At 38.6% G+C, this 23,608-nt stretch carries 22 protein-coding genes; 13 read left to right on the top strand and 9 right to left on the bottom strand.

The genetic code is table 11. The features are described from left to right. The first annotated feature begins 154 nt into the window (after positions 1 to 154). Positions 155 to 1,066 carry an N-acetylmuramic acid 6-phosphate etherase gene (gene murQ, locus M1F14_RS01425; RefSeq protein ID WP_042847603.1) on the top strand — a complete coding sequence of 304 codons (912 nt, stop codon included), beginning with the start codon at positions 155 to 157 and terminating at the stop codon, positions 1,064 to 1,066. Positions 1,067 to 1,093: 27 nt separating this feature from the next. Further along, positions 1,094 to 2,563, top strand: coding sequence for a PTS N-acetylmuramic acid transporter subunit IIBC (gene murP / locus M1F14_RS01430; RefSeq protein WP_042847605.1), 1,470 nt, complete (start codon positions 1,094 to 1,096; stop codon positions 2,561 to 2,563). Between the two features lie 57 nt (positions 2,564 to 2,620). On the opposite strand, the gene M1F14_RS01435 is transcribed toward murP, so the two are convergent. After that, positions 2,621 to 3,226, bottom strand: a complete 606-nt coding sequence (locus M1F14_RS01435) for a LysE family translocator (RefSeq protein WP_048605414.1) — start codon at positions 3,224 to 3,226, stop codon at positions 2,621 to 2,623. A gap of 102 nt (positions 3,227 to 3,328) precedes the next feature. On the opposite strand from M1F14_RS01435, the gene M1F14_RS01440 reads away from it, so the two are divergent. The 3 genes from M1F14_RS01440 to M1F14_RS01450 are packed head-to-tail and all read left to right on the top strand — an operon-like array spanning position 3,329 to position 5,442. Beyond that, positions 3,329 to 4,312: a hydrolase gene (locus tag M1F14_RS01440; protein WP_042847799.1), complete on the top strand. Its 984-nt coding sequence runs from the start codon at positions 3,329 to 3,331 to the stop codon at positions 4,310 to 4,312. Then, positions 4,309 to 4,518: a YheU family protein gene (locus M1F14_RS01445; RefSeq protein ID WP_034783253.1), complete on the top strand. Its 210-nt coding sequence runs from the start codon at positions 4,309 to 4,311 to the stop codon at positions 4,516 to 4,518. Before M1F14_RS01440 ends, M1F14_RS01445 begins: the two co-directional genes overlap by 4 nt. A 57-nt stretch (positions 4,519 to 4,575) precedes the next feature. Then, positions 4,576 to 5,442, top strand: coding sequence for a phosphoribulokinase (locus M1F14_RS01450; protein ID WP_042847611.1), 867 nt, complete (start codon positions 4,576 to 4,578; stop codon positions 5,440 to 5,442). A gap of 90 nt (positions 5,443 to 5,532) precedes the next feature. On the opposite strand, the gene M1F14_RS01455 is transcribed toward M1F14_RS01450, so the two are convergent. Next, positions 5,533 to 5,934 carry an OsmC family protein gene (locus M1F14_RS01455; protein ID WP_042847613.1) on the bottom strand — a complete coding sequence of 134 codons (402 nt, stop codon included), beginning with the start codon at positions 5,932 to 5,934 and terminating at the stop codon, positions 5,533 to 5,535. A 355-nt stretch (positions 5,935 to 6,289) separates the two neighbouring features. On the opposite strand from M1F14_RS01455, the gene crp reads away from it, so the two are divergent. The 3 genes from crp to M1F14_RS01470 all read left to right on the top strand — a co-directional run bounded on the left by crp (position 6,290) and on the right by M1F14_RS01470 (position 9,625). After that, the gene (gene crp / locus M1F14_RS01460; protein WP_004262556.1) at positions 6,290 to 6,922 is read left to right on the top strand and encodes a cAMP-activated global transcriptional regulator CRP; all 633 of its coding nucleotides are present in this window, start codon (positions 6,290 to 6,292) and stop codon (positions 6,920 to 6,922) included. Positions 6,923 to 7,113: 191 nt separating this feature from the next. After that, complete coding sequence (locus M1F14_RS01465; protein ID WP_181469019.1) at positions 7,114 to 8,100, top strand: hypothetical protein; 987 nt, start codon at positions 7,114 to 7,116, stop codon at positions 8,098 to 8,100. Positions 8,101 to 8,275: 175 nt separating this feature from the next. Further along, the gene (locus M1F14_RS01470; protein ID WP_181469017.1) at positions 8,276 to 9,625 is read left to right on the top strand and encodes a hypothetical protein; all 1,350 of its coding nucleotides are present in this window, start codon (positions 8,276 to 8,278) and stop codon (positions 9,623 to 9,625) included. A gap of 60 nt (positions 9,626 to 9,685) precedes the next feature. Here the strand turns inward: M1F14_RS01470 and M1F14_RS01475 are convergent, their stop codons facing one another. From M1F14_RS01475 to ppiA, 3 genes are all read right to left on the bottom strand, one after another. Further along, a complete protein-coding gene (locus tag M1F14_RS01475) occupies positions 9,686 to 10,900 on the bottom strand; it encodes an aspartate aminotransferase family protein (protein ID WP_042847617.1) in 1,215 nt (404 codons plus the stop codon). A 129-nt stretch (positions 10,901 to 11,029) separates the two neighbouring features. Continuing rightward, positions 11,030 to 11,605: an aminodeoxychorismate synthase component II gene (locus tag M1F14_RS01480; protein WP_042847620.1), complete on the bottom strand. Its 576-nt coding sequence runs from the start codon at positions 11,603 to 11,605 to the stop codon at positions 11,030 to 11,032. A 403-nt stretch (positions 11,606 to 12,008) separates the two neighbouring features. Continuing rightward, a complete protein-coding gene (gene ppiA / locus M1F14_RS01485) occupies positions 12,009 to 12,581 on the bottom strand; it encodes a peptidylprolyl isomerase A (protein ID WP_042847622.1) in 573 nt (190 codons plus the stop codon). Positions 12,582 to 12,911: 330 nt separating this feature from the next. On the opposite strand from ppiA, the gene yihA reads away from it, so the two are divergent. Next, positions 12,912 to 13,523, top strand: a complete 612-nt coding sequence (gene yihA / locus M1F14_RS01490; RefSeq protein WP_042847624.1) for a ribosome biogenesis GTP-binding protein YihA/YsxC — start codon at positions 12,912 to 12,914, stop codon at positions 13,521 to 13,523. Between the two features lie 476 nt (positions 13,524 to 13,999). On the opposite strand, the gene polA is transcribed toward yihA, so the two are convergent. The 4 genes from polA to M1F14_RS01510 all read right to left on the bottom strand — a co-directional run bounded on the left by polA (position 14,000) and on the right by M1F14_RS01510 (position 19,140). Beyond that, the gene (gene polA / locus M1F14_RS01495) at positions 14,000 to 16,792 is read right to left on the bottom strand and encodes a DNA polymerase I (RefSeq protein ID WP_042847626.1); all 2,793 of its coding nucleotides are present in this window, start codon (positions 16,790 to 16,792) and stop codon (positions 14,000 to 14,002) included. A 422-nt stretch (positions 16,793 to 17,214) separates the two neighbouring features. Further along, entirely contained in the window at positions 17,215 to 17,835 is a 621-nt protein-coding gene (gene dsbA, locus M1F14_RS01500; protein ID WP_042847629.1) for a thiol:disulfide interchange protein DsbA, read from the bottom strand. Positions 17,836 to 17,868: 33 nt separating this feature from the next. Continuing rightward, the gene (locus M1F14_RS01505; RefSeq protein WP_042847631.1) at positions 17,869 to 18,864 is read right to left on the bottom strand and encodes a serine/threonine protein kinase; all 996 of its coding nucleotides are present in this window, start codon (positions 18,862 to 18,864) and stop codon (positions 17,869 to 17,871) included. Positions 18,865 to 18,870: 6 nt separating this feature from the next. After that, positions 18,871 to 19,140 carry a YihD family protein gene (locus tag M1F14_RS01510; protein ID WP_042847634.1) on the bottom strand — a complete coding sequence of 90 codons (270 nt, stop codon included), beginning with the start codon at positions 19,138 to 19,140 and terminating at the stop codon, positions 18,871 to 18,873. Between the two features lie 216 nt (positions 19,141 to 19,356). Here M1F14_RS01510 and mobA point away from each other — a divergent pair, with 216 nt between their 5' ends. The 4 genes from mobA to bglF all read left to right on the top strand — a co-directional run bounded on the left by mobA (position 19,357) and on the right by bglF (position 23,606). After that, on the top strand, positions 19,357 to 19,944 hold the full coding sequence (gene mobA, locus M1F14_RS01515) for a molybdenum cofactor guanylyltransferase MobA (RefSeq protein ID WP_048605421.1): 588 nt from the start codon (positions 19,357 to 19,359) through the stop codon (positions 19,942 to 19,944). 2 nt (positions 19,945 to 19,946) lie between these two features. After that, positions 19,947 to 20,465 (top strand): molybdopterin-guanine dinucleotide biosynthesis protein MobB, encoded by a 519-nt coding sequence (mobB, locus tag M1F14_RS01520; protein WP_042847638.1) that lies wholly within the window; start codon positions 19,947 to 19,949, stop codon positions 20,463 to 20,465. A 232-nt stretch (positions 20,466 to 20,697) separates the two neighbouring features. Then, complete coding sequence (gene licT / locus M1F14_RS01525; protein WP_042847639.1) at positions 20,698 to 21,534, top strand: BglG family transcription antiterminator LicT; 837 nt, start codon at positions 20,698 to 20,700, stop codon at positions 21,532 to 21,534. A gap of 176 nt (positions 21,535 to 21,710) precedes the next feature. Beyond that, positions 21,711 to 23,606, top strand: a complete 1,896-nt coding sequence (gene bglF / locus M1F14_RS01530; RefSeq protein ID WP_042847640.1) for a PTS beta-glucoside transporter subunit IIABC — start codon at positions 21,711 to 21,713, stop codon at positions 23,604 to 23,606. The last annotated feature ends 2 nt before the right edge of the window (positions 23,607 to 23,608 follow it).

A 23,608-nucleotide genomic window follows, 5' to 3' on the forward strand; every position in this document is an offset into this window, starting at 1 on the left:
ATTCAATCATATACAATTTAAAGCCATTAAAAAAATAACAAAATATTCTTTTATATTCGCAAGTTAGAATAGATAACACCGTGATTCCAATCACACCATTGGAATAAATAATTCCTTAATATTAATCCAATTATGGATTTAGGAGCAATTTTTTATGGCTATCGATTTAAGCAAAATGGTAACGGAAAGCCGCAATGCGGCGAGTACGCATATTGACCAACTACCGACCTTGCAAATGCTGCAAGTGATTAACAACGAAGACAAACAAGTCCCTTTGGCAGTCGAGAAAGTTCTTCCTGAAATTGCACAATTGGTTGATAAGGTCGCAGACGCATTTCTAAACGGCGGGCGGTTAATTTACTCGGGAGCAGGAACATCAGGGCGTTTAGGAATACTTGATGCCAGCGAGTGCCCACCAACGTACGGTACCCCCCATGAGCAAGTCGTTGGGCTTATTGCAGGCGGCCACCAAGCGATTTTCCGTGCCGTTGAAAATGCAGAAGATAAACCCGAATTAGGTGAGCAAGACCTGAAAAATATTCAATTTAATGAAAAAGATATACTCGTTGGCATTGCTGCGAGTGGGCGTACCCCATATGTGTTAGGTGCGTTAGCCTATGCAAACAAGATTGGTGCAACCACAGCTGCCATCAGCTGTAACCCAAATAGCCCTATCGCTAATGCAGCAGATATCGCTATCACCCCTGTTGTGGGCGCAGAAGTGGTCACAGGCTCTTCACGCATGAAAGCGGGAACCGCTCAGAAATTAGTGCTGAATATGATCACTACTGGCGCGATGATCCGCATTGGAAAAGTATTTGGTAATTTGATGGTCGATGTAGAAGCCACCAATGCCAAATTAATTGAAAGGCAAACGAAGATTGTCATGGAGGCAACAGACTGCGACCGAGCAACCGCAGAAACCGCGCTTCAACAATGTGATAGGCACTGTAAAACGGCCATTTTGATGGTGTTAACCGGCCTGAATGCCGATGATGCACGTCAACTACTCTCGGACAATCATGGTTTTATTCGTACAGCACTCAATATGGCACCTTCCGCCTAATTCGCGGATTTTAATGAGATAAATGGTATGGCTAAAATAACAATAGAAATGATGCAGCAGATCCTGCAACAGGTTGGGGGTCGTCGCAATATTAAATTAGCGGGTAACTGTATGACCCGTTTACGACTCACACTCAATAATGATCAATTAGTCGATAAAGCCGCACTAAAACAAATCGCAGGTGTGCTTGGCGTTATCGAAAGTGATGAACAACTGCAAATTGTTCTGGGCCCCGGTAAAGCCCAAACTGCCGCGGACTTAATGAACCAAATGCTAGAAGATGCTGAAGATGATATCGACGAGTCTTCTCATCAGACCCAAGACCTTAACCAAATTGCTTCTGCTAATAAACAGCAGTTAAAAAAGAAACAAACTAGCGCAGTACACCGCTTTCTCTCAAAATTCGCTACCATATTTACCCCATTGATTCCAGGATTCATCGGAGCGGGTCTTTTGATGGGGATAGCCTCATTGCTTGGGTTGTTAGTCGCCAATGAAAACTTATTTCCACCGGACTCCCAACAGTTGGGCTGGTTAAAAAGTGCCATTGCCTATCTCGCGATATTCGGCAAAGGTTTATTTACCTTTATGGGACTATTAATTGGCTATAATGCCCAAAAAGCCTTTGGAGGTAGTGGCGTTAATGGTGCCATTATTGCCGCTTTATTTATTTTAGGTTACGACCCAGAAGCAACAAAAGGCTTTTATTCGGGGATGTCAAACTTCTTCGGCTGGCACATTGACCCTCGAGGCAACATCATTGGAATTTTAATTGCCTGTATTTTTGGGGCATGGGTTGAAAAACAAGTTCGCAAAATTATCCCATCCAGCCTTGATATTATTTTAACCTCAACCATAACTCTGTTAATTGTGGGCGCAGCAACCTTTATCTTTATCATGCCGATTGGTGTTTGGCTGTTTGATGGAATGTCTTGGTTATTCATGCACTTAAATGGCAATCCTATTGGAACAGCTATTTTGGCTGGGGTGTTCTTAATCGCCGTGATGTTTGGTGTTCATCAAGGGTTTATTCCTGTCTACGTTGCCCTCGTTGATGCACAAGGGTTTAACTCACTATTTCCGATATTGGCAATGGCGGGTGCTGGTCAAGTGGGTGCAGCCCTCGCCTTGTATGTGAAAGCGAAAAAAGGTTCAGTCACCCGTGGGCAAATTGGTGGCGCCCTGTTCCCCGGTTTCTTAGGGATCGGTGAGCCGCTGATTTATGGTGTCACACTCCCGCGCGTCAAACCGTTTGTCACCGCCTGTTTAGGTGGCGCAGCTGGTGGTTTCTTTATCGGGGCCGTCGCGTGGATGGGGTTACCTGTCGGTTTAAATACTGTGTTTGGGCCATCTGGGTTAATTGCCATTCCATTAATGACATCCGGTCAAGGTGTCCTCGCCGGGATGGCTGTGTACGCGGGGGGAGTATTGGTTTCCTATGTGTGCGGCTTCCTATTTACCTACCTGTTTGGTAGTAAAGGCGTAGATTTAAGTTAATCATGCCCTAAACAAAAAGCAGCTCTTAGGGCTGCTTTTTTCAATCAATAAAAAACGCTATTCCAACCAAATCAATGGGACACACAGCGCAGTTAGCAGCCCCATCGCTAAATTAAAGATAAACCAAGCTTGGCGACTACGTAAAAATAAGCTAATCAATGAGCCAAAGCCCATCCAAATCAAACCTGCCACTAAGTTGACGATTACAAATGCCACGCTCATGACTAAAATAGATTGGCTGAATAACTCACCAGGCAGGCTAAAGCCACCAACTGCCCCTAGTCCCATCATCCAAGCTTTAGGGTTTAGAAATTGTAATAAGCCCCCCTGATACCATGTTACGCTTTTCCCCACTTCGCTATCCGTCTTAATTGGTGCATAATTAGCTGTTGCTGTTTTCCATGCCAGCCAGAGAAGATACACACTGCCCACCACTTTTAAGGCAATATGAATCGCAGGATAGAGCAATAAAAGTGCAGCAATACCAAATGCTGAGAGGTAAAGTATCGATTGCATACCTAGCATAATACCTAAGCATAATGTAATCGCATGACGAAAACCGTAGTTTGCCGCACTTGATGTTAGCAACATATTATTAGGGCCGGGTGTGACTGCTGCAATGAATAGAAATGTAAAAAGAGAAAAGATCAGCCCCAGTGTCATTTATAATTTAATCCTCAAACCCAAATTTGTTTACTTGCATCACAAAAAAATAACAGTATGTTATGTGACTCACAAGAGCTCCTATTAAATAAAAATAAGGTTATGTCTGAAAACTTTCGTCCAATCAGTTGGGCTAAAAATCCACACCTCCAAACTCTACTGCCTAGGATTTTTCGTAGAACCCCGAAAATTAAACCTATTTGGCAGCGACTTGAATTGCCTGACGGTGATTTTATTGATCTCGCATGGAGTGAAAAACCTGAGCTTGCGGCTCATAAACCACGCTTAGTCATTTTTCATGGGTTAGAAGGTAATTTTAAGAGCCCTTACGCTCATGGAATGTTAGAAACAGCGGAAAAACACGACTGGCTGGGCGTTGTCATGCACTTTCGTGGGTGTAGCGGCGAACCCAATCGCCAACAGCGTATTTATCATTCAGGTGAAACCGATGATGCTCGCTACTTCTTACGCTGGTTAAAACAAACTTTTGGTGATACGCCAACGGCTGCTGTGGGGTATTCCCTTGGTGGGAATATGTTGGCTTGTTACTTGGCTGAAAGTGGTCAAAATGCGGATTTAGATGCGGGAGTGGTTGTATCTGCCCCATTAATGTTAGAGGCTTGCTCCCTACGAATGGAAAAAGGCATTTCCCAGTTTTATCAACGCTATTTATTAAATGGCTTAAAACGTAACGCAACTCGTAAACTCGTACGCTATCCTGGGTCATTACCACTGAATTTATTGCAGCTTAAGCAAGTTAAACGCATTCGTGATTTTGATGATGTTATCACTGCACGTATCCACGGTTTTGATGATGCCTCAGATTACTATCAGAAATGCAGTGCATTACCTAAATTGGCTCACATTACTAAACCAACATTAATTATTCACGCCAAAGATGATCCATTTATGGCTCCTGAGGTTGTTCCTGATTTATCTTTTCTTCCCCATAATGTGGAATATCAAATGACAGAACATGGCGGGCACGTTGGTTTTGTCAGCGGGACCTTTAGAAAACCGCAAATGTGGCTAGAAACTCGAATTCCGCAATGGTTAACCCCTTATTTAAATAAGGAAAACCCATGATTATCCCTTGGCGTGAGTTATCTCCAGAAGCACTGGAAAGCCTCATCGAAAGCTATGTTTTACGAGAAGGAACTGACTATGGGGCACATGAGAAAAGCTTACAAGACAAAGTTAATGATGTGAAACGGCAGTTAGTTTCTGGCGAAATTGTGCTAGTCTGGTCTGAATTGCATGAGTCGGTTAATTTCATGCCTAAAACCCGCTAACCCGCTTTGTTCGCTATTTTGCCATAGTGGACATAAGCGCAACACAGGGAGTTCGCTATGTCCAAAAAACATCCGATTATTGCTATCACCGGTTCCAGTGGTGCAGGCACGACCTCAACTAGCCAAGCATTCCGTAAAGTTTTCCACCAACTCAATATCCAACCAGCTACATTAGAAGGGGACAGCTTTCATCGTTACACGCGGCCTGAAATGGACATGGCTATCCGCAAGGCGAGAGAACAAGGTCGGCATATCAGTTATTTTGGTCCTGAAGCGAATGACTTTGCTTTGCTAGAACAAACTTTAATTGATTATGCAAAAACAGGTTGTGGACAATCACGAAAATACCTACATACCTATGATGAAGCGGTTCCGTACGGTCTACAACCAGGTACTTTTACACCTTGGGAACCACTCCCTGAAAAAACTGATGTGTTATTCTACGAGGGTCTGCATGGTGGGGTTGTTACACCTGAGCATAATGTAGCGCAACATGTTGATTTACTTGTTGGCGTTGTCCCGATTGTCAATCTTGAATGGATTCAAAAGTTGGTTCGTGATACGACCGAAAGGGGCCATTCCCGTGAAGCGGTTATGGACTCTGTTGTGCGTTCAATGGGGGACTATATCAACTACATTACCCCTCAGTTTTCGCGTACTCATATCAACTTCCAACGAGTTCCGACTGTAGACACCTCCAACCCATTTTCAGCCAAAACTATCCCTTCACAAGATGAAAGTTTTATTGTGATCCGCTTTAGAGGGCTCGAACACATCGATTTCCCCTATTTGCTTTCAATGATCTGCGGTTCTTTTATTTCGGCTATGAATACCATTGTCGTACCCGGAGGAAAACTCGGTCTAGCAATGGAATTGATCATGATGCCATTAGTTGAAAAGTTAATTAATCAGAAAAACAGTTAAATTATTTCTCAAATAATAAGTAAGACGCTTACCATTAATTAAGGTAAGCATCTTTTTATTAAAATTTTAATATAAAAAATAAATTTATTTTTAATTTTTTATTTCAAAGCTATGAGTGACTTCAACCGTTTTTTCTAGCATCAGTGCCACTGAGCAATATTTTTCAGCCGAGAGCTGAACAGCTCTTTCAACCGTTTTTTCCGTTAATTCATTTCCTGTTACGATAAAATGCAAATGTATTTTAACAAAATAACGTGGAGCTTCTTCACGGCGCTGCGATGTTAATTTAACTTCACAATCAGTAATATCATTTCGCCCTTTTTGTAAAATTGAAACGACATCTATTGCACTACATCCACCTGCCGCCATTAGCACCATTTCCATTGGGCTAGGTGCTTTATCACCTGCATTACCATCCATCATGACTTGATGCCCTGAAGCTGACTCACCTAGAAAGGAAAGTCCTTCTACCCATTTTACTCTTGCTTCCATTTTATTCCCCTTGAAATGAAATCGGTTTAAAGGCTACATTGTTCCATAGATATAATGAATGTTATATCAGCTTTATTAGGCTGAAGCGATACAGGGGAGACTTTCTTCATTGGATATGCTACAAACAATACTTAGTTGATAGGACTAAGATCAAAACTCAGCGGTTTAATTGATTATATTATAGTGTTGATATCAATTTGTTTACCCTAGCCTATCGAATGCGCTGAAGTTATTCAGCTCTTCACATTATTTAGGGTATATAAGGCAAATTAATATGCTAAGCTAGTGACTTTAAAGCCAGCCTTTCTGGTAAGCTTTTCCGGATGGCTGCAATAACATACAGAGGATAACGCTAATGGTTCTCGGCAAGCCACAAACAGACCCTACTCTTGAATGGTTTTTGTCACACTGCCATATTCATAAGTATCCATCCAAGAGCACACTGATCCATCAGGGTGAGAAAGCAGAAACCCTTTACTATATCGTTAAAGGTTCAGTGGCTGTTTTAATTAAAGATGAAGAAGGCAAAGAAATGATCCTCTCTTACCTGAATCAAGGGGATTTCATTGGTGAACTGGGGTTATTTGAAGAAGGGCAAGAACGTACTGCGTGGGTGAGAGCTAAAATCGCTTGCGAAGTTGCTGAAATTTCTTACAAAAAATTCCGTCAATTGATTCAGGTTAACCCTGATATTTTAATGCGTCTCTCAGCGCAAATGGCCAGTCGTTTACAAACAACATCAGAAAAAGTCGGCAACCTTGCCTTCTTAGATGTCACAGGCCGTATCGCTCAAACCCTATTGAATCTAGCGAAACAACCTGACGCAATGACCCACCCAGACGGTATGCAAATCAAAATTACCCGTCAGGAAATTGGCCAAATTGTCGGTTGTTCCCGTGAAACTGTTGGCCGTATTTTAAAAATGCTGGAAGATCAAAACTTGATCTCTGCACACGGTAAAACCATCGTTGTTTACGGTACACGTTAATTAACCTTTCAGCCTCGCTCTCTTGGCGAGGCATGCAATTTAAAATAGCTTTATATCGTCGATATAAAGCTATTTCAGTTTAATTATAGCAACATATTTATATGCTTATATTAATGAGTATCGTTTCTTTATATTTTATCTATTTAGCTCTCTATAAAATAATAATCATAATATTAAGTAGGGTTATATTTATGAAAATTACACTTAGCAATTTGTCAGGCCATTCCGAACTTTTTAAAAACATTAGCAATTCCGATGATTTTATAAAGAAAATCTTTGCTGTGACTGCCTCATCGAGAAAAGAGCCCTTATCCACTCAGCAACAATCTAAACTATCAGATGCTTATAGCCTAGAAAGCATTGACTCAGCTTATGAAAGTGATTCAGAAAGTATAAATAATACTAAATTATTGAGCGCTGACGAATTTAAGCATAAAGTTAATCAATTGAAAGTCCGATTGTATAAATTTTATACATCTACTTTTTATAATGAACAAGATGCAGACTCACTAATAACAGAAAACCAAACAGTTTTTGAGGATTTTAATAGTGCTGATAAAGAAATTCATAAATATGCTGATTTTTTGTATCGGTACGTTAAAACTCCAGGGATTAACATCAAAAACTCAGAAATAAAAAACGAAATCATAAAAAATCACCATCATCCTAAGCAACTAGAAAATAAAAATAGCACTAAAACCCCTTTAATAACCAGAACAAACAAAAAAAATACCAATAATATTGATTTACCTTTGGAACCAATGAAACAAAAAACAAAGAATTCCTCTCAGAAAAAGTTTAAATATGTGTACTATAAAGTTGCTGATAATAATCAAGATAATTCCAAATACATTCCTCTACCTAAAAGCACTTTTGAATTCAAGGGAAATATACAACAAACAAAAACTTCAGTATTAAGAACACAATATATCATGCAACATTACAAACTATCTAACAAATCTATGCCATTAGACTATAAACCACGAAAAAATCACTTTAATAGAAATGTTAATTCAATTAAAACCGCTGACTTAATAAAAATAAGCAATAGCATTGAAAAAGAAAAAAGACTAACCATGGAAATGATGGCACTTAAAGATAATATATTTGAAATACAAAACCAAATTCATATTAACGATAACTTATTGAAAGAATTAAAAAAACAAACCATTAAATAAAACATCTCTATTTTATATAAGATCATTATTAATTCAAATTATTAATAATACATTATTAGTAAAATCATAATACCATAAGATAAAATCAATGCATTGAATAAATTAATTATTTCAATATTAAGCATGAATATTTATTTAGCAAATTACTTTTTTAATATTAATATAGGATATGACTATGAAAACCACCCCCCTAGATACCACCATAACTAGCTCACTATACAGAAAAAACTCATCAACTGGGGCTAAGAAAGAAACACCCACTATTACACAAAAAATTAAAAATTTGAAAATAAATAATCCATTCTCATTTTTTCATTTTAACAAAAAAAATACGGAATCAAAATTCTATATTAGCTTACCAGAAGCTGGTTCAAAGGGAAGTGATTTAAATTTACTTAATAAATTAAACTCAAACAAAAAAACAATTTCTTCCCTTGAAAATAAGCTTATAGATAATTCATTTAATATCCCACAATTCATTAAGGATTTAAAAAATAAAACAGAAAACTCCATTGATAATTTACTAGGTAAGAATGATTTTTTTAGTGAAATTCCAGCTACAGATGAAATCATAGAGAAACAAAATGAAACAATAGGCTATCTTAAACATTACCTAGATTTATTAGACAAAAATAAAAAATTGACCAATAAAAGCGAAGAGCTAAAAAACGAAATTGATGATCTGAAATCAGCCATAAGATATGAATCAAAAATAAGAGGAATTGCATACTTAAAAAAAGAAAGTAAATACTTAGTGTCATTAGAAAAAGAAATACCAATGAAAAATAACATAGAAGGAAAAAATAAAAAAATTGAAAAATTAATTAAAATACAAAACTCAGTAAAAATTTTATTGAGTAATGAGTTAAAAGATATAAAAAATAAAGTTCACAATATTACATTGGATAAAAATGCTCTAGAAAAAAATATTTTAGCTCTGAAAAAACCGATAATATGTGAATCTTTCATTACCTACGATGAAGATAATACACCTATTTACCACAATGAGTCTCACGACTTTGATTTTGATGACCTATTAGAAAAAAAATTAGAAACTGAAAACACAAAAAACAATAGAATTATTAAAAACTTAATATTAGAAAATGACTTGTTATATAATTCAATTGAAGAGTTAGATAATGATAACCTTGATTATAGAGGTTTAGTCCAAGACTTAAGAATTGATAATAATAATAAAAATCATGAAATTAGAGCACTACAGGAAAAGCTTGCCAACAAAGCGCTATCCATGGCCTCAATTAGTCTCACCTCGTTATCTTCTGGCTACCACTCCGATAATGAAGACAATAACCTTACATCAGCCCTTAAGGTTAATGAGGGAAAAACAGCTCAAAAAGAAGAGACCCTAAAAAATAAATACCCTTTAGCCAATAATAAAGGAGTAAAAAAATATTCACATACACATAAAGTTCAATGCCTAGCGGCTGGAATACCAATTAGTAGTTCAAAAGAGCAATTACAAGCACGATTAAAAGCAATAAAAATACCATTACCAACTCAGTAAACGCTATAAAATTTAACTTTTCAATAAGTTGCAGAAATCATTCTGCAACTTATCTCTTAGTTATTTCAACAACTTCCCAATCGCTGTCTCTAATTTCACCATACCGCTATTAATTTCTTCTTCAGAAATAATCAGTGACGGCGTAAACCGCAATACATTAGCACCCGCATTAAGCATCATTAAACCTTCTACTGCACTGGCTTGCAGGATATCTTTCGAACGGTTCAATAGTTTGCCGTCTAACTCAGCACCAATTAATAAGCCCATTCCTCTGATCTCAGAAAAAACGTGGTATTTATCATTCAGTTTATTTAAATGAGCGATAAATAATTCACGACGTTTTTCGACACCATTTAGTACTTCCTCAGTATTAATAATATCAAAGGCCGCGTTCCCTACCGCACAAGCCAATGGATTACCACCATAGGTTGTACCGTGAGACCCAACTTCCATTGTTTTAGCAATTTCTTCTGTGGTGATCATAGCACTAATAGGAAAGCCGCCCCCCAGTGCTTTTGCCGTGGTTAAAATATCGGGGGTCACATCATAATGCATATATGAAAATAATTTCCCTGTACGCCCCATACCACTTTGTACTTCGTCAAAAATTAACAGTGCATTATTTTCATCACACAGCTTACGTACACCTTGTAAAAATGCAGATGTTGCCGCGGTCACCCCACCTTCACCTTGTACAGGCTCAAGCACTACCGCACAGGTATTTTCATCTATAACCGCTTTTACTGCTTCAAGATCGTTGAAAGGGACATGGATGATATCGGCAGGTTTTGGCCCAAAACCATCTGCATATTTCGCTTGCCCACCAACAGAGACCGTAAATAATGTTCTGCCATGGAAAGCTTGCTTAAATGCAATAATCTTAGTTTTATAAGGATTATATTTGGTGATGGCATAACGACGCGCTAACTTAAATGCGGCTTCATTCGCTTCAGAGCCTGAATTAACAAAAAATGCACGGTCAGCAAAAGTAGCGCTAGTTAATTTTTGCGCTAACTTAAGTGCTTGCTCATTGGTAAAAATATTACTGACATGCCACAGTTTTTCGCTTTGTTCACGCACTGCCGACACTAAGCTAGGATGGCAATGGCCAAGGGCAAGAACGGCAATCCCCCCTGCAAAATCAATATATTCTTTACCTTGCTGATCCCAAACACGGCTACCTTCACCTTTAACTGGGATAAACTCAGCGGGTGAAAAAATAGGCAACATAACTTGATCAAAAGTCTGCCGATTGACTGATTGTTGTTCTGACATACCCCTCACCTACCCTTACTCTCTGCTAAAATGAAAATATAATCATCAAATATGAATAAAAAATCACAAAAGAGCAATAGTTAACGGAGAAATATGCATAATTAATTTGTTATCAATGATATTCGCAAACTAATACTTCAGAAAATTATTCAGTAATTCATGACCTTGTTCACTTAGAATACTTTCTGGGTGGAATTGAACACCTTCTATAGGTAAAGTTTTGTGCCGTATTCCCATGATTTCATCAACATCACCGTTATTTAATGACCATGCTGACACATCAAAAGAAACAGGAAGTGTCTCTGCTGCAATAACTAAAGAATGGTAACGAGTCACAGTCAAAGGACGGTTTAAACCTTTAAACACACCTTGGTGATTATGATGGATTGCTGATGTTTTGCCGTGCATAACTTGACGAGCCTTAACGACTGATGCGCCAAAAGCTTGCCCAATCGCCTGATGCCCCAAGCAAATACCCAAAATAGGGAGTTTACCCGCAAAATATTTTATTGCCTCAAGGGAGATACCAGCCTCATCAGGCGTACATGGCCCAGGCGAAATCACAAGATGGGTAGGCGAAAGCTGTTCAATTTCTTCGATGGTAATTTCATCATTACGTTTTACAACAACCTCAGCACCTAACTCACAGAAGTATTGGTATAAGTTGTAGGTAAATGAATCGTAATTATCAATAAGTAGAAGCATATTAGGCTATCCGACTGATTTTTATCATTATATATTATTTTCTTATGCATATTTTTTAGGTCTTGGCAATCAGAACGATGATTAAAAACGCTAAAAAATAATAAGGTCGGCTATCATAGCACAGCCAAGACAAGAAAATAGCCTATTTAAGTCAATGAATGCTTTTATCAGAAATAATTTTCCATATAAAAATCATGGAATTATATTTACATTACGATAACAAAATGATATTGAAGTTAAGAATTACTTTAAATACAAGGAAGTAAAAGCCACCTCAAAAAATAGAAAAATCGGATTAACTTTTAGTGGATAACACAAGTAAGGTGCATCAGAACATGTCACAGAACCGATATTTACAACTCAAGCGGGCAGGTAAATTCACCTACCCACTGTGTATATAAGATTAAGGCTTTTTAATCACTTCTGCTGAAATGATAGTAACGGGTTCAACAGGAACATTTTGATACGGACCAACATTCTCTGTTTTCACTTTAGAGATTTTATCCGCTACATCCATACCTTTTACCACTTTACCAAAAACCGCATAACCAAAGTCACGTTGACCATGGTCTAAAAACGCGTTATCAGCAACGTTAATAAAGAACTGGCTTGTTGCGCTATCTTTATTTGCAGTACGAGCCATAGAGATGGTGCCACGTAGGTTACGTAGCCCGTTATCTGCTTCATTTTTAATTGGCGCTCGAGTTTGTTTTTGCTGCAAATCTTTATTAAAGCCACCGCCTTGGATCATAAACCCAGGAATAACACGGTGGAAAGTGGTTCCGTTGTAATAACCTTCATTAACATATTGAACAAAGTTTTCTGTCGAAACAGGGGCTTTCTTACCATTCAGTTCTAATTCAATATCACCCGCTGAAGTGACCAATTTAACATAAGTCTCACCCGCCGATAATGCAAAAGAGGACGCGCTAATTGCGCAAATGGCCAAAATTGGCACAAAAATTCGTTTTAACATGTAAGATCCCTTTCATTGTGACTCATTACAACTACAATCAAGCAATTTTAGAGCGAAGCTAGCAAGATTGCTGAAGATTTACCTATATTTACGCCAAAAACGGTCAAACCTACCAAGCATGTTAAATTGTAGACTAATTTAGACAAAAAACTTCACAGATAATGATTATTTATTAATTAGCTAGATTTTACGATTTATATCACGCTAAAGGTAAAGCATTTCACTATTAAGTCAGTAAAATCAATACAAGGGATATTTCAAGTTGTCGGGATGGCGTAAGCAAAGCTATAATCCCCCAGCCTTTTGAGGCTAACTCAGGGAGAACGACAAATGGCAATTAAGAATCATAACTACCAGATGGCAAAATTTGTCATCAGTGCACCGGATATTCGGCATTTACCAAAAGATACCGGTATCGAGGTTGCTTTTGCTGGCCGCTCAAATGCGGGTAAATCAAGCGCTTTAAACGCATTAACTCAACAAAAAGGTTTAGCACGCACCAGTAAAACCCCAGGAAGAACTCAGCTAATCAACCTATTTGAAGTTGAGGAAGGCATTCGCCTTGTTGACCTTCCCGGTTATGGTTATGCCGAAGTTCCCGAAGAAATGAAACGCAAATGGCAACAAGCGCTCGGTGAATACTTACAAAAGCGGGAATGTATTAAAGGGCTTGTGGTGCTAATGGATATTCGCCACCCATTGAAAGATCTTGATATGCAAATGATAGAATGGTCTGTTGCAATGAGTGTACCAGTCCTCGTTTTACTGACTAAGGCGGACAAACTTGCCTCTGGCGCGAGAAAAAAACAGCTGACGGAAGTGCGTCAAGCTCTTGCACCACTTGAGGGGGATATTGAAGTTGAATATTTCTCAGCACTGAAAAAAATAGGCGTTGATAAACTTCGTATTAAGTTAGATAGCTGGTATAACACACCAATTTAATCCCATCACTGTGTGAGCTAGAAATAGCTCACTAAGCCTTTGATAGTCTAATCTACTGAATTTTAGGCAAAAAAAATGCTCCAATCAAAAAAATTGACTGGAGCAGCTAATATTCAGCTAAATCCGATTACGTGAAGTAAAAGGTCTGAAAGATAGAACATCTTACCTCTGTACCCTACGCCTATTAATGTACTTTATTTTTCGCTCGAAAAAAAGGCTTTTTGTAGTTTTTTTTCAAAGCTTACTACGATTCAGCAAGTGTATCTTAAAAACACAGCCCTAAAAACGTATTTTAATTACATATTTATGAGAGGTAAGTCGCATAAATATGTCATGAAATCATTCTGTTTTCATTGTTAGTTTAGTGGTTTATCGGGTAGTTATATTCAATTTATAGTGAATAATGTCAAATGCATAAAAAAACGCCTAATGGTTTTATTAGGCGTTTTTTATTGTCAGTCAGATAAAACTAATAATTAATGAGCTTCATCCCAATTATTACCTATTCCAATATCTACTTTTAACGGAACATCCAGTTTCATGCTTTGCTCCATTAATGTCTGAACCTGTGCTTGTACCTGTTCGAGTTCTGACTCCTTAACTTCAAACACTAATTCATCATGAACTTGCATTAGCATATCAGCATGGGGTTTCTCTGTTTGTAGCCACTCATCGACAGCAATCATTGCTTTTTTAATAATATCAGCAGCTGTTCCTTGCATTGGAGCATTGATAGCTTCACGTTCAGCAGCTTTACGGCGCATACCATTACTTGATTTTATATCAGCCAAATAAAGCCTGCGCCCTTCTAGTGTTTCAACGTAGCCTTGTTCTGATGCTTGTAGACGTGTATTTTCCATATAGCGTAGAACACCTGGGTAACGTTCAAAATAGAGATCCATATAACGTTGAGCTTCACCACGCGGGATACCTAATTGCCTTGCTAGCCCGAATGCGCTCATCCCATAGATAAGACCGAAGTTAATTGCCTTAGCACTACGACGCTGATCACTGGTTACTTGTTCAAGTGGAACACCAAATACCTCTGCTGCCGTTGCTTTGTGAATATCCTTGCCTTCCGCAAATGCAGTGAGTAGGCCTTTATCTTGAGATAAATGTGCCATGATACGTAATTCAATTTGTGAATAGTCCGCAGCCATGACTTTATAGCCTTCGCGTGCAACAAAAGCTTGGCGAATACGGCGGCCTTCTTCTGTTCTTACTGGGATATTTTGTAAGTTTGGGTCCCTTGAAGACAAACGCCCAGTCGCCGTAACGGCTTGATGATACGACGTATGCACACGCTGCGTACGTGGGTTTATCATAAGCGGTAGTTTATCTGTGTAAGTCGATTTCAATTTAGCTAAACTACGATGCTCCAGAAGTAATTTTGGTAAAGCATGGTTTAATGCAAGTTCTTCAAGTACTTCTTCATTGGTCGAGGCTGCACCACTTGGTGTTTTTTTGATAACAGGTAGTTGTAATTTTTCAAATAAAATTGCCTGTAATTGTTTTGGTGATGCCAGATTAAACTCTTCACCAGCGAGCTCAAACGCTTCTTTTTCAAGTTCTGCTAAACGCGCAGTAATGATTTTCGACTGTGCAGCTAATACTGTTGCATCAATCAAAACCCCTTTACGCTCCATTCTGACTAAAACAGGAACTAATGGCATTTCGATATTCTTAAAAATATGGTTAAGTTTTGGCTCAGCTTCCAATTGAGGATACAGTGCTTGGTGCAGTAATAATGTTACATCAGCATCTTCTGCCGCATAGTTCGAGGCCTGCTCTAACGCGATTTGATTGAAAGTTAGCTGTTTTTTGCCTTTGCCCGCAATTTCTTCAAAACTCACTGTCTTATGGTTCAAATGCCGCTCAGCTAAACTGTCCATATCATGACGGCCCATCCCCGCAACGCTATTGAGCACATACGACTCCAACATCGTATCGTAGCCGATACCTTTTAACTCAATGTCATAATTTTCAAGAACTTCCGCATCATATTTCAAGTTTTGCCCGATTTTGAGGATTTTTTCACTTTCCAGTATCGGTTTCATTGCTTGTAAAACTTCATCCAGTGGCAACTGAGCTGGTGCATCAAGATAATCATGGGCTAACGGTAGGTAGGCGGCATGACCCGCTTCAATTGCAAATGACATCCCCACAAGGCGCGCTTCTTGTGTGTCTAAGCTATCTGTTTCAGTATCAAAAGCAAACAAAGATGCTGAGCTCAATTTTTCCACCCAGCGCTCTAAGTCTGCCTTTTCTAAAATTGTTTGGTAATTTTCAGCATTTAAGGTGGGGGCCGTCGGTACTGAGACTTTTGCCGTAGATGTTGCTATAGCCGGATTTGCTTTAGCAGTTGAACCTTTACCTTCCATCCACGTCCCATTTTCTACATCAGACAACCAGCGCTTGAATTCATAACGGCTAAACAACTGATGCAATTTGTCTACATCAGGTTGATCGACGCGTAACTCTTCACAGGTTTTGTCTAACTTAACATCCGTTTTAATAGTGGCCAGTTGGTATGATAAGAAAGCTAATTCACGATTTTCAGCCATTTTTGGCGCTAATGTTTTAGACCCTCTAAAGCCCAAAGGCGCTATAGCTTCTAGGTTCTCATATATTTTTTCTAAGCTGCCAATCCCTTGTAATAAAGCCAGCGCTGTTTTTTCACCAACACCAGGCACACCTGGGATATTGTCTGATGAATCCCCCATTAACGCTAAGAAATCGATGATAAGCTCAGGTGGTACCCCATATTTTTCTTGAACCTCATCCGGACCTAAAATAGTGTTATTCATGGTATTGATGAGCGTAATATTAGGCTCCACAAGTTGTGCCATATCTTTATCACCAGTACTAATCAAAACAGGTGTACCGTTACGACTAGCTTCACAGGCCAAAGTACCTATTACATCATCAGCTTCTACACCAGAAACAACGAGCAACGGTAGCCCCATAGCTTCAACCATACTGTGTAGTGGTTCAATTTGTGCGCGTAAATCATCTGGCATCGGCGGGCGATGTGATTTATAACTTTCGAATAACTCATCACGAAATGTTTTTCCCTTCGCATCAAAGACAACAGCAACATGGCTAGGTTTATATTGCATGACCAAGCTACGCAGCATATTAATTACGCCATACATAGCCCCTGTAGGTTCACCAGCACTGTTGGTCAGAGGTGGAAATGCATGGTAAGCACGGTATAAGTAAGAGGAACCATCAACCAAAATAAGAGGGTTTTCTGCAATCTGAGCCATAATCTGTCATCATCTTTTATCGGGAACGAATGCTAATAGGATGCCATAATGTCGCTTCAGATACATCCCAAGTTTTTTCCACTTAACCACTTTGTTAAAATCTCGCCGATCAGTATCTTCTTTCAAGTAAACGACCTAGCTATAGTTAACCTAAGTGATTACTTTCATTAACTCTAGTCACTTAATGTTACTAGGTGCTTTGACAAAACCTGTGGATAACCGTGTGTATAAATTTATGTTGCTCAGTAAATTCAACAAGTAACATGCATTAAAAAGACTAAAACAAGAAAGTAATATCAATGACTTAGTGTAATGAAGAATTGCTTTAATGCAAAGAAGAGGAGATTAAGTAATTGTGGATATTGATTCAATATACTTTATATGACAGTTGATGGTGGCGATATTACCACCATCAATCATACTTATTTTTTATTGACTAAAAAATTCACAACGTTAGAGAATTCTTTACCATAGTCTGCGGCGTTATCTACAGTGATGCCGTTATTACGTACTTGGTATTTACCATTAACAAATACAGCTGGAACGCCTCTAAGCTTTAAGTTCTGCGCGGCTTGTCTTTGTTGCTCAACAAGACCTTTAACAGCGAAACTATTTAAAGCTGCATCATACTCCTCAGCAAGAATACCAGCTTTGATAAAGGTATTACGGATATCTGCTTTGGTGTTAATAGTTTGCGTTTTTTGAATACCTTCAAACAAAAGAGGGGTCATTTTATCTTCTACTTTCAGAACAGTAGCAACCACCCAAGCTTCAGTTAAATCAGGCCCCAAAGGACCAAGGAAATCGACGTGATAACGCGCTTTTGTTACATTGTCTGGTAAGTTTTTCTCTACTGTTGCAGGTACTTTATACACAGTTTCAAATTGGTAACAGTGTGGGCAATAGAAAGAGAAAAACTCAATAACTTGAGGTAAACCTTGCACAGGTTGTACCTCAGTGTACTCTTTACCTTCGGTATAATTTGCCGCAGCAGCACCAAATGACATAGCAATACCAAGCAAAGCCAACATAATTTTTTTCATATACTACATTCTCCAAAAACAAAGACTTAAAAGTTAAAACTGAGGGGTTAACTGCAAAGGGGGATCTTTCAATCGTTCGGTTTGTTGTATAAATTCGAGTGATTGTTTTTTCCAAAAATCATCAGCTTGCAGCCATGAAAATGCACGAGGGAATGCAGGGTCTTGCCAGCGACGGATAACCCATCCAAGATAATGCACCATACGCATAGCCCTGAGAGGTTCAATAAGCTTTAGCTGTTTTACATCAAAGTCACAAAACTCATTATAACTTTCTAATAATGTATCTAATTGAATGACCTGCTCTTGACGAGGGCCATTTAATAACATCCATAAATCTTGGATTGCGGGACCATTTCGAGCATCATCAAAGTCCACCAGCCAAGCCTCATCTCGCCATAAAATATTACCGGGGTGGCAATCACCTTGTAAGCGAATTGACGACAATGTTGTAGGCCACAGTAATTTTACTTGTGCAATTAATGCATCCAGTGACTCAATAAACTGCTCTTTATAACGTGCAGTTATCAGTGGGCTAGATGTAATTATGTGCCGAGGTTGATCAAGGTATTCCTCAACACCCATTGTAGGACGAAATGCAAAGTTTTTACGTTTACCAATCTGGTGTATTCGCCCTAATAAGTGCCCTACACTTTCTAATTGAAATAAATTATCAGTTTCATATTGCCGACCACCGATACTCGGAAAAACAGCAAATAAAAAGCCACCGAACTCTAATACTGTTTGCCCTGCAAATTCAATTGGTGCAGCTATAGAGAGACCTTCCTCGACTAATTCCAATGTAAAGTCGTGTTCTTCTTGAATTTGTGAGCGGTTCCAACGTTCAGGGCGATAAAATTTCACCACATAACGCTGACGGTTTTCGTCTTGAAATTGATAAACTCGATTTTCATAGCTGTTTAACTCTATTAAGCCCGATTCAGGGTAAATGCCCACTTCCATCAAGGCATCTAGAATCAAATCAGGAGAAATTCCACTGAAATGGAAATTCGAATGCTCTATTTTATCCATCACAGTTTAATCTTTAATGATGCCGCGAGCGCGCAAAATGGCTGTTTTAAAGTCATCTTCATAATCTTTTTTTAGACCAGGGATCACTTCATTACTGTTCGTGCCACGCATTTTTAAATGATAAATTAGTACATCATCTGTCAATTCAGACAAACTGCCTTTAAAACCTGCTTCATCTGCCAGCTTTTGTAATAACTCTACTAGGTTTAAATCTGAATTATCTTTCCAAACAGGATGTAGTAGCTCAATAACTTCATTTAAACGATGGCATTTCATGTTTATTCCTTTATCACGAATATTCGATACAAGTTACCAATAATCATACAAGAGAAAAAGCGAACTGTTGTCAATCTACGTAAAGTTTAACTGCAATTGTGACGAATATTCATTGATTTTATAACCAAATAGAATAAATTTTAGCAATTACTATACTCGAAGGTGTTTTCTGGGAATGTTAAAACATTTTATTGAAGATATTCAAGGATATTGAACATGACGTTTCGCCAGTCAATAACAGGTGTCATACTTGCAGGTGGCCTAGGCACCAGAATGGGGGGGCAAGATAAAGGTTTAGTCCCTTTGATGGGTAAACCCCTTTACCAACACATATTAGAGCGCCTAAGCCCACAGGTAGGGTCAATAATGATCAATGCCAACCGTAACCAAGCTCGTTACAATGAAAGTCAGTTAACGGTTATTTCTGATTTAGAGAATAACTTTTCTGGCCCTCTTGCAGGTATGCAATCTGCAATGCATTATGCCAAAACTGATTGGTTGCTATTTGTCCCCTGCGATGTCCCCGCTTTTCCGCTAAATTTAGCTGAAAAAATGTTTAACGAAAAAGGCAATCATTTAGCCTGTTATGCACAAGATGAAAGACGCGAGCACCCTACATTTGCCTTGCTCCATCGTTCATTAAAAACACAACTTGATGATTACCTTGCAAGAGGTGATCGTAAATTGATGATATTTATGCAAGAAGTTAATGCAAAAGGGATTATTTTTTCATCAGAATTCGATGCATTTGCAAACCTAAATACCTTAGAAGATAGTCGTAATTGGGAGTTACAACAAAAATAACTATGAAGCAAAATACTCTACCTCTACTAGGAATTACTGCTTATAGCGGTACCGGTAAAACAACATTGTTGAAAAAAGTGATCCCTTTGCTCCGCCAGCGTAACTTACGTGTTGGCTTAATCAAACACACACACCATGATATGGAAGTAGATAAACCGGGCAAAGACAGCTTTGAACTACGCAAAGCTGGGGCTGACCAAACCTTAGTCGCCAGTCAAAAACGCTGGGCACTGATGACTGAAACCCCTGATGCCAATGAAATGGATTTGTATTATTTAGCGAGTCGCTTCGACCCCGCGTCATTAGACCTTATTTTAGTCGAAGGGTTTAAACAGGAAACGATCGATAAAATTGCCTTGTTTCGTTCAGAGGTCGGTAAGCCACTCAACGGCTTGATTGACAACTATGTCGTTGCTGTTGCTAGTAATGAAATTATCGATACCAATGTGCCACAGTTAGATATTAATAACCCTGAGCAAATTGCTGATTATATTGTATCTTGGTGGCAAAAGAGCCATTAGCTTGCTAATTTTTGTGTAATTAATAAACAAGTAAATTTGGATTAACTATACATAGCAATACGAGGTTCCTCACATTTTCAAGCTTTGGCATTTGAATTCATATCCCAATTTGATTAAAGTGCAGAAAAGTAAGAATACTGGATTGTTACTGTCATTACTGACAGGCAAAACCTGATATACCAATGATTTGTCATTGGGCTATCGGTTTTTTTTCGTTTCTAAGGGATTGAAAGTGAAGATCGCAAAAATATTAAACAACAATGTGGTCATTGCCCTGAATGAGAAACAACAGGAAATCGTTGTCATGGGGAGGGGCTTGGCATTTCAAAAAAAAGCACATGACGATGTCGATATAACAAAAATTGAAAAAATTTATGAGTTACGTAGCGACGAGTTAACTGCTCGGCTTAGCGAATTACTTAGCCATATTCCCATTTCCATCATGAAAACCTGTGATGAGATAATTCAACGAGCTAAATACCAGTTAGGTGAATTAAACGAAAGTTTATATATTGTATTAACCGACCATTGTAATTATGCCATTGAAAGGCAAACAAAAGGCTTAGCAATCACTAATACCATGCTATGGGAAATACAACGTTTATATCCAAAAGAGTACCAATTAGGCTTAGATTCATTAGCTCTAATTAATGAAAAACACGGTATCGAGCTACCTGTTGATGAAGCGGGGTTCATTGCTTTACATTTTGTAAATGCACAACTTACTGGGGAAATGCCCGTTGTCATACAAACAATGAAAGTAATGCAAGAAATCATTAATATCGTGAAATATAACCTCAAAGTTGACTATCATGAAGAAACTTTGAGTTATCAACGTTTTATTACTCACTTAAAGTTTTTTGCCCATCGCATGATGAATAATACACCCGTGCCAAATGATGATGCTTCGATGCATCTTGTCATTAAAGAAAACTATTCAACATCTTGGCGATGCGCCGAAAAAATAAGCCAGTTTTTACAAAAAAAATACCAACGCACTTTAACGGATGAGGAATGTATGTTTCTTACTATCCACATTGAGCGTGTCAGAAAAGAGAACTCGATATAACTTAATTAAATACGCTATGTGACTGACTTATAATAAAAACCTAATGGATTGTTACCGCCAATTCTGGTGGGCAAAACCTGATAATGACTCTTCTTACTGATAAGAAGAGGGTATCAGGTTTTTTTTTGCGCATTCATAGCACTAATGTTTATCATCATGTGATAAAGGAATATTTTATGAAGTACCAACCTTTAGCAGAACAAATCATTCACGATGTTGGCGGTCAAGACAATATCGTCAATGTTATTCATTGTGCCACTCGCTTACGCTTTAAACTTAAGGAAATAAAACAAGCCAACCCTGAACATTTGAAACAAAATTCAGAGGTGATTACCGTTGTTGAAAGCGGTGGGCAATTTCAAGTTGTCATTGGCAATCACGTTCATGAAGTCTATAACGCAATAAATCAATTAATTGGCAAAGAAGATACAACCGTAGTGTCTCCCTCTAAAAAAGATAGAAACCTATCCAGCGAAAAAGAGGATAAAGAAAATATTTTTAGCCATTTTATCGATATTGTTTCCAGTATATTCACGCCAATACTGGGAGTTATGGCTGCATCAGGGATTTTAAAAGGCTTTCTTTCTTTATTTGTTACACTTCATTGGCTATCAGAACAAAGTGCCACCTATAAATTATGGTTTGCAGCCAGTGATTCACTATTTTATTTCTTCCCGCTAGTGCTCGGTTATACCGCAGGGAAAAAGTTTGGGGGTAGCCCATTCTTAACCATGGCTATTGGAGGGGCGCTAGTACATCCATCCATGTTAACTGCGTTTCAACAAAGCCTTGCGGGCGCAGCTCCCGAATATTTTTTAGGAATTCCACTCACATTTATTAATTACAGTACGTCTGTTATTCCTATTATCTTTGCAGCTTGGCTGAGCTGTTTATTAGAAAAAAGGCTGAACCTCTTATTACCTGCGGCGATGAAAAATTTTATTTCACCATTTTTATGTTTATTAATTATCGTCCCCCTCACTTTCTTGGTTATCGGCCCGTCAGCAACTTGGTTAAGCCTATTAATTGCAGATACATTCCAAGCTATTTATAACTTTACCCCCATTATTGCTGGCGCATTTATGGGCGCAATTTGGCAGGTGTGTGTTATTTTCGGTCTACACTGGGGAATTGTTCCAATTAGTATCAATAACCTCAGTGTATTTGGGCAAGATGCACTCGTGCCATTACTTCTCCCTGCTGTTGCTGGGCAAGTCGGTGCAGCACTTGGCGTCATGTTAGCAACCCATAATGCAAAAATGCGAATTATGGCAGGCTCTTCCGTCACCGCGGGGATCTTTGGTATCACTGAGCCCGCTGTGTACGGTGTTACCTTACCACTACGCCGACCTTTTATCTTCGGCTGTATTGGAGGCGGTGTCGGTGGTGCAATCATCGGCTACAGCCAAACGCTAACTTACTCTTTTGGGCTAGTGAATATTTTTACCTTTACCCAAATCATCCCTGCAAGCGGCTTTGACAAAACCGTTTGGGGAGCAATCATCGGCTCATTGATTTCATTTACCTTCGCTTGCCTAGCAACCCGTTTTTTTGGCGTTAAAAAGCAGCCACAACAAGCTCAACCTACTGATGTTCAAGTGCAACCCGTTGCTCCGAATGACATTCTATCGCCAATGTCTGGCCGTACATTACCTTTAAATGAAGTTCCCGATGAAACCTTTGCAAGTGGATTACTCGGCCAAGGTACCGCAATTATTCCAAACATTGGTGCGGTATATGCCCCATTTGATGGGGAAGTGGCCTCATTTTTTAAAACTGGGCATGCGCTAGGTCTATTAAGTCAAAGCGGTATTGAGGTGTTGATCCATGTGGGTATAGACACCGTGAAACTAGACGGTCTCTACTTTACTCCTGAGGTAAAACAAGGGGATACGTTCAAAGCTGGTGACCTGTTACTCACCTTCGATTTAGAAAAAATTATTGAATCTGGTTATGACGTAACAACACCAATCATTGTTAGTAATAGTGATGACTATGCTGCTGTTAAAACCATCACGCTCAACCAAACAATCAATCCCGGTATTACATTCATGACAGTTAATCCGAAATAAGG

Origin of the sequence: Providencia sp. PROV003 (assembly GCF_045040775.1) — a bacterium.
Classification (GTDB): Bacteria; Pseudomonadota; Gammaproteobacteria; order Enterobacterales; family Enterobacteriaceae; genus Providencia; species Providencia huashanensis.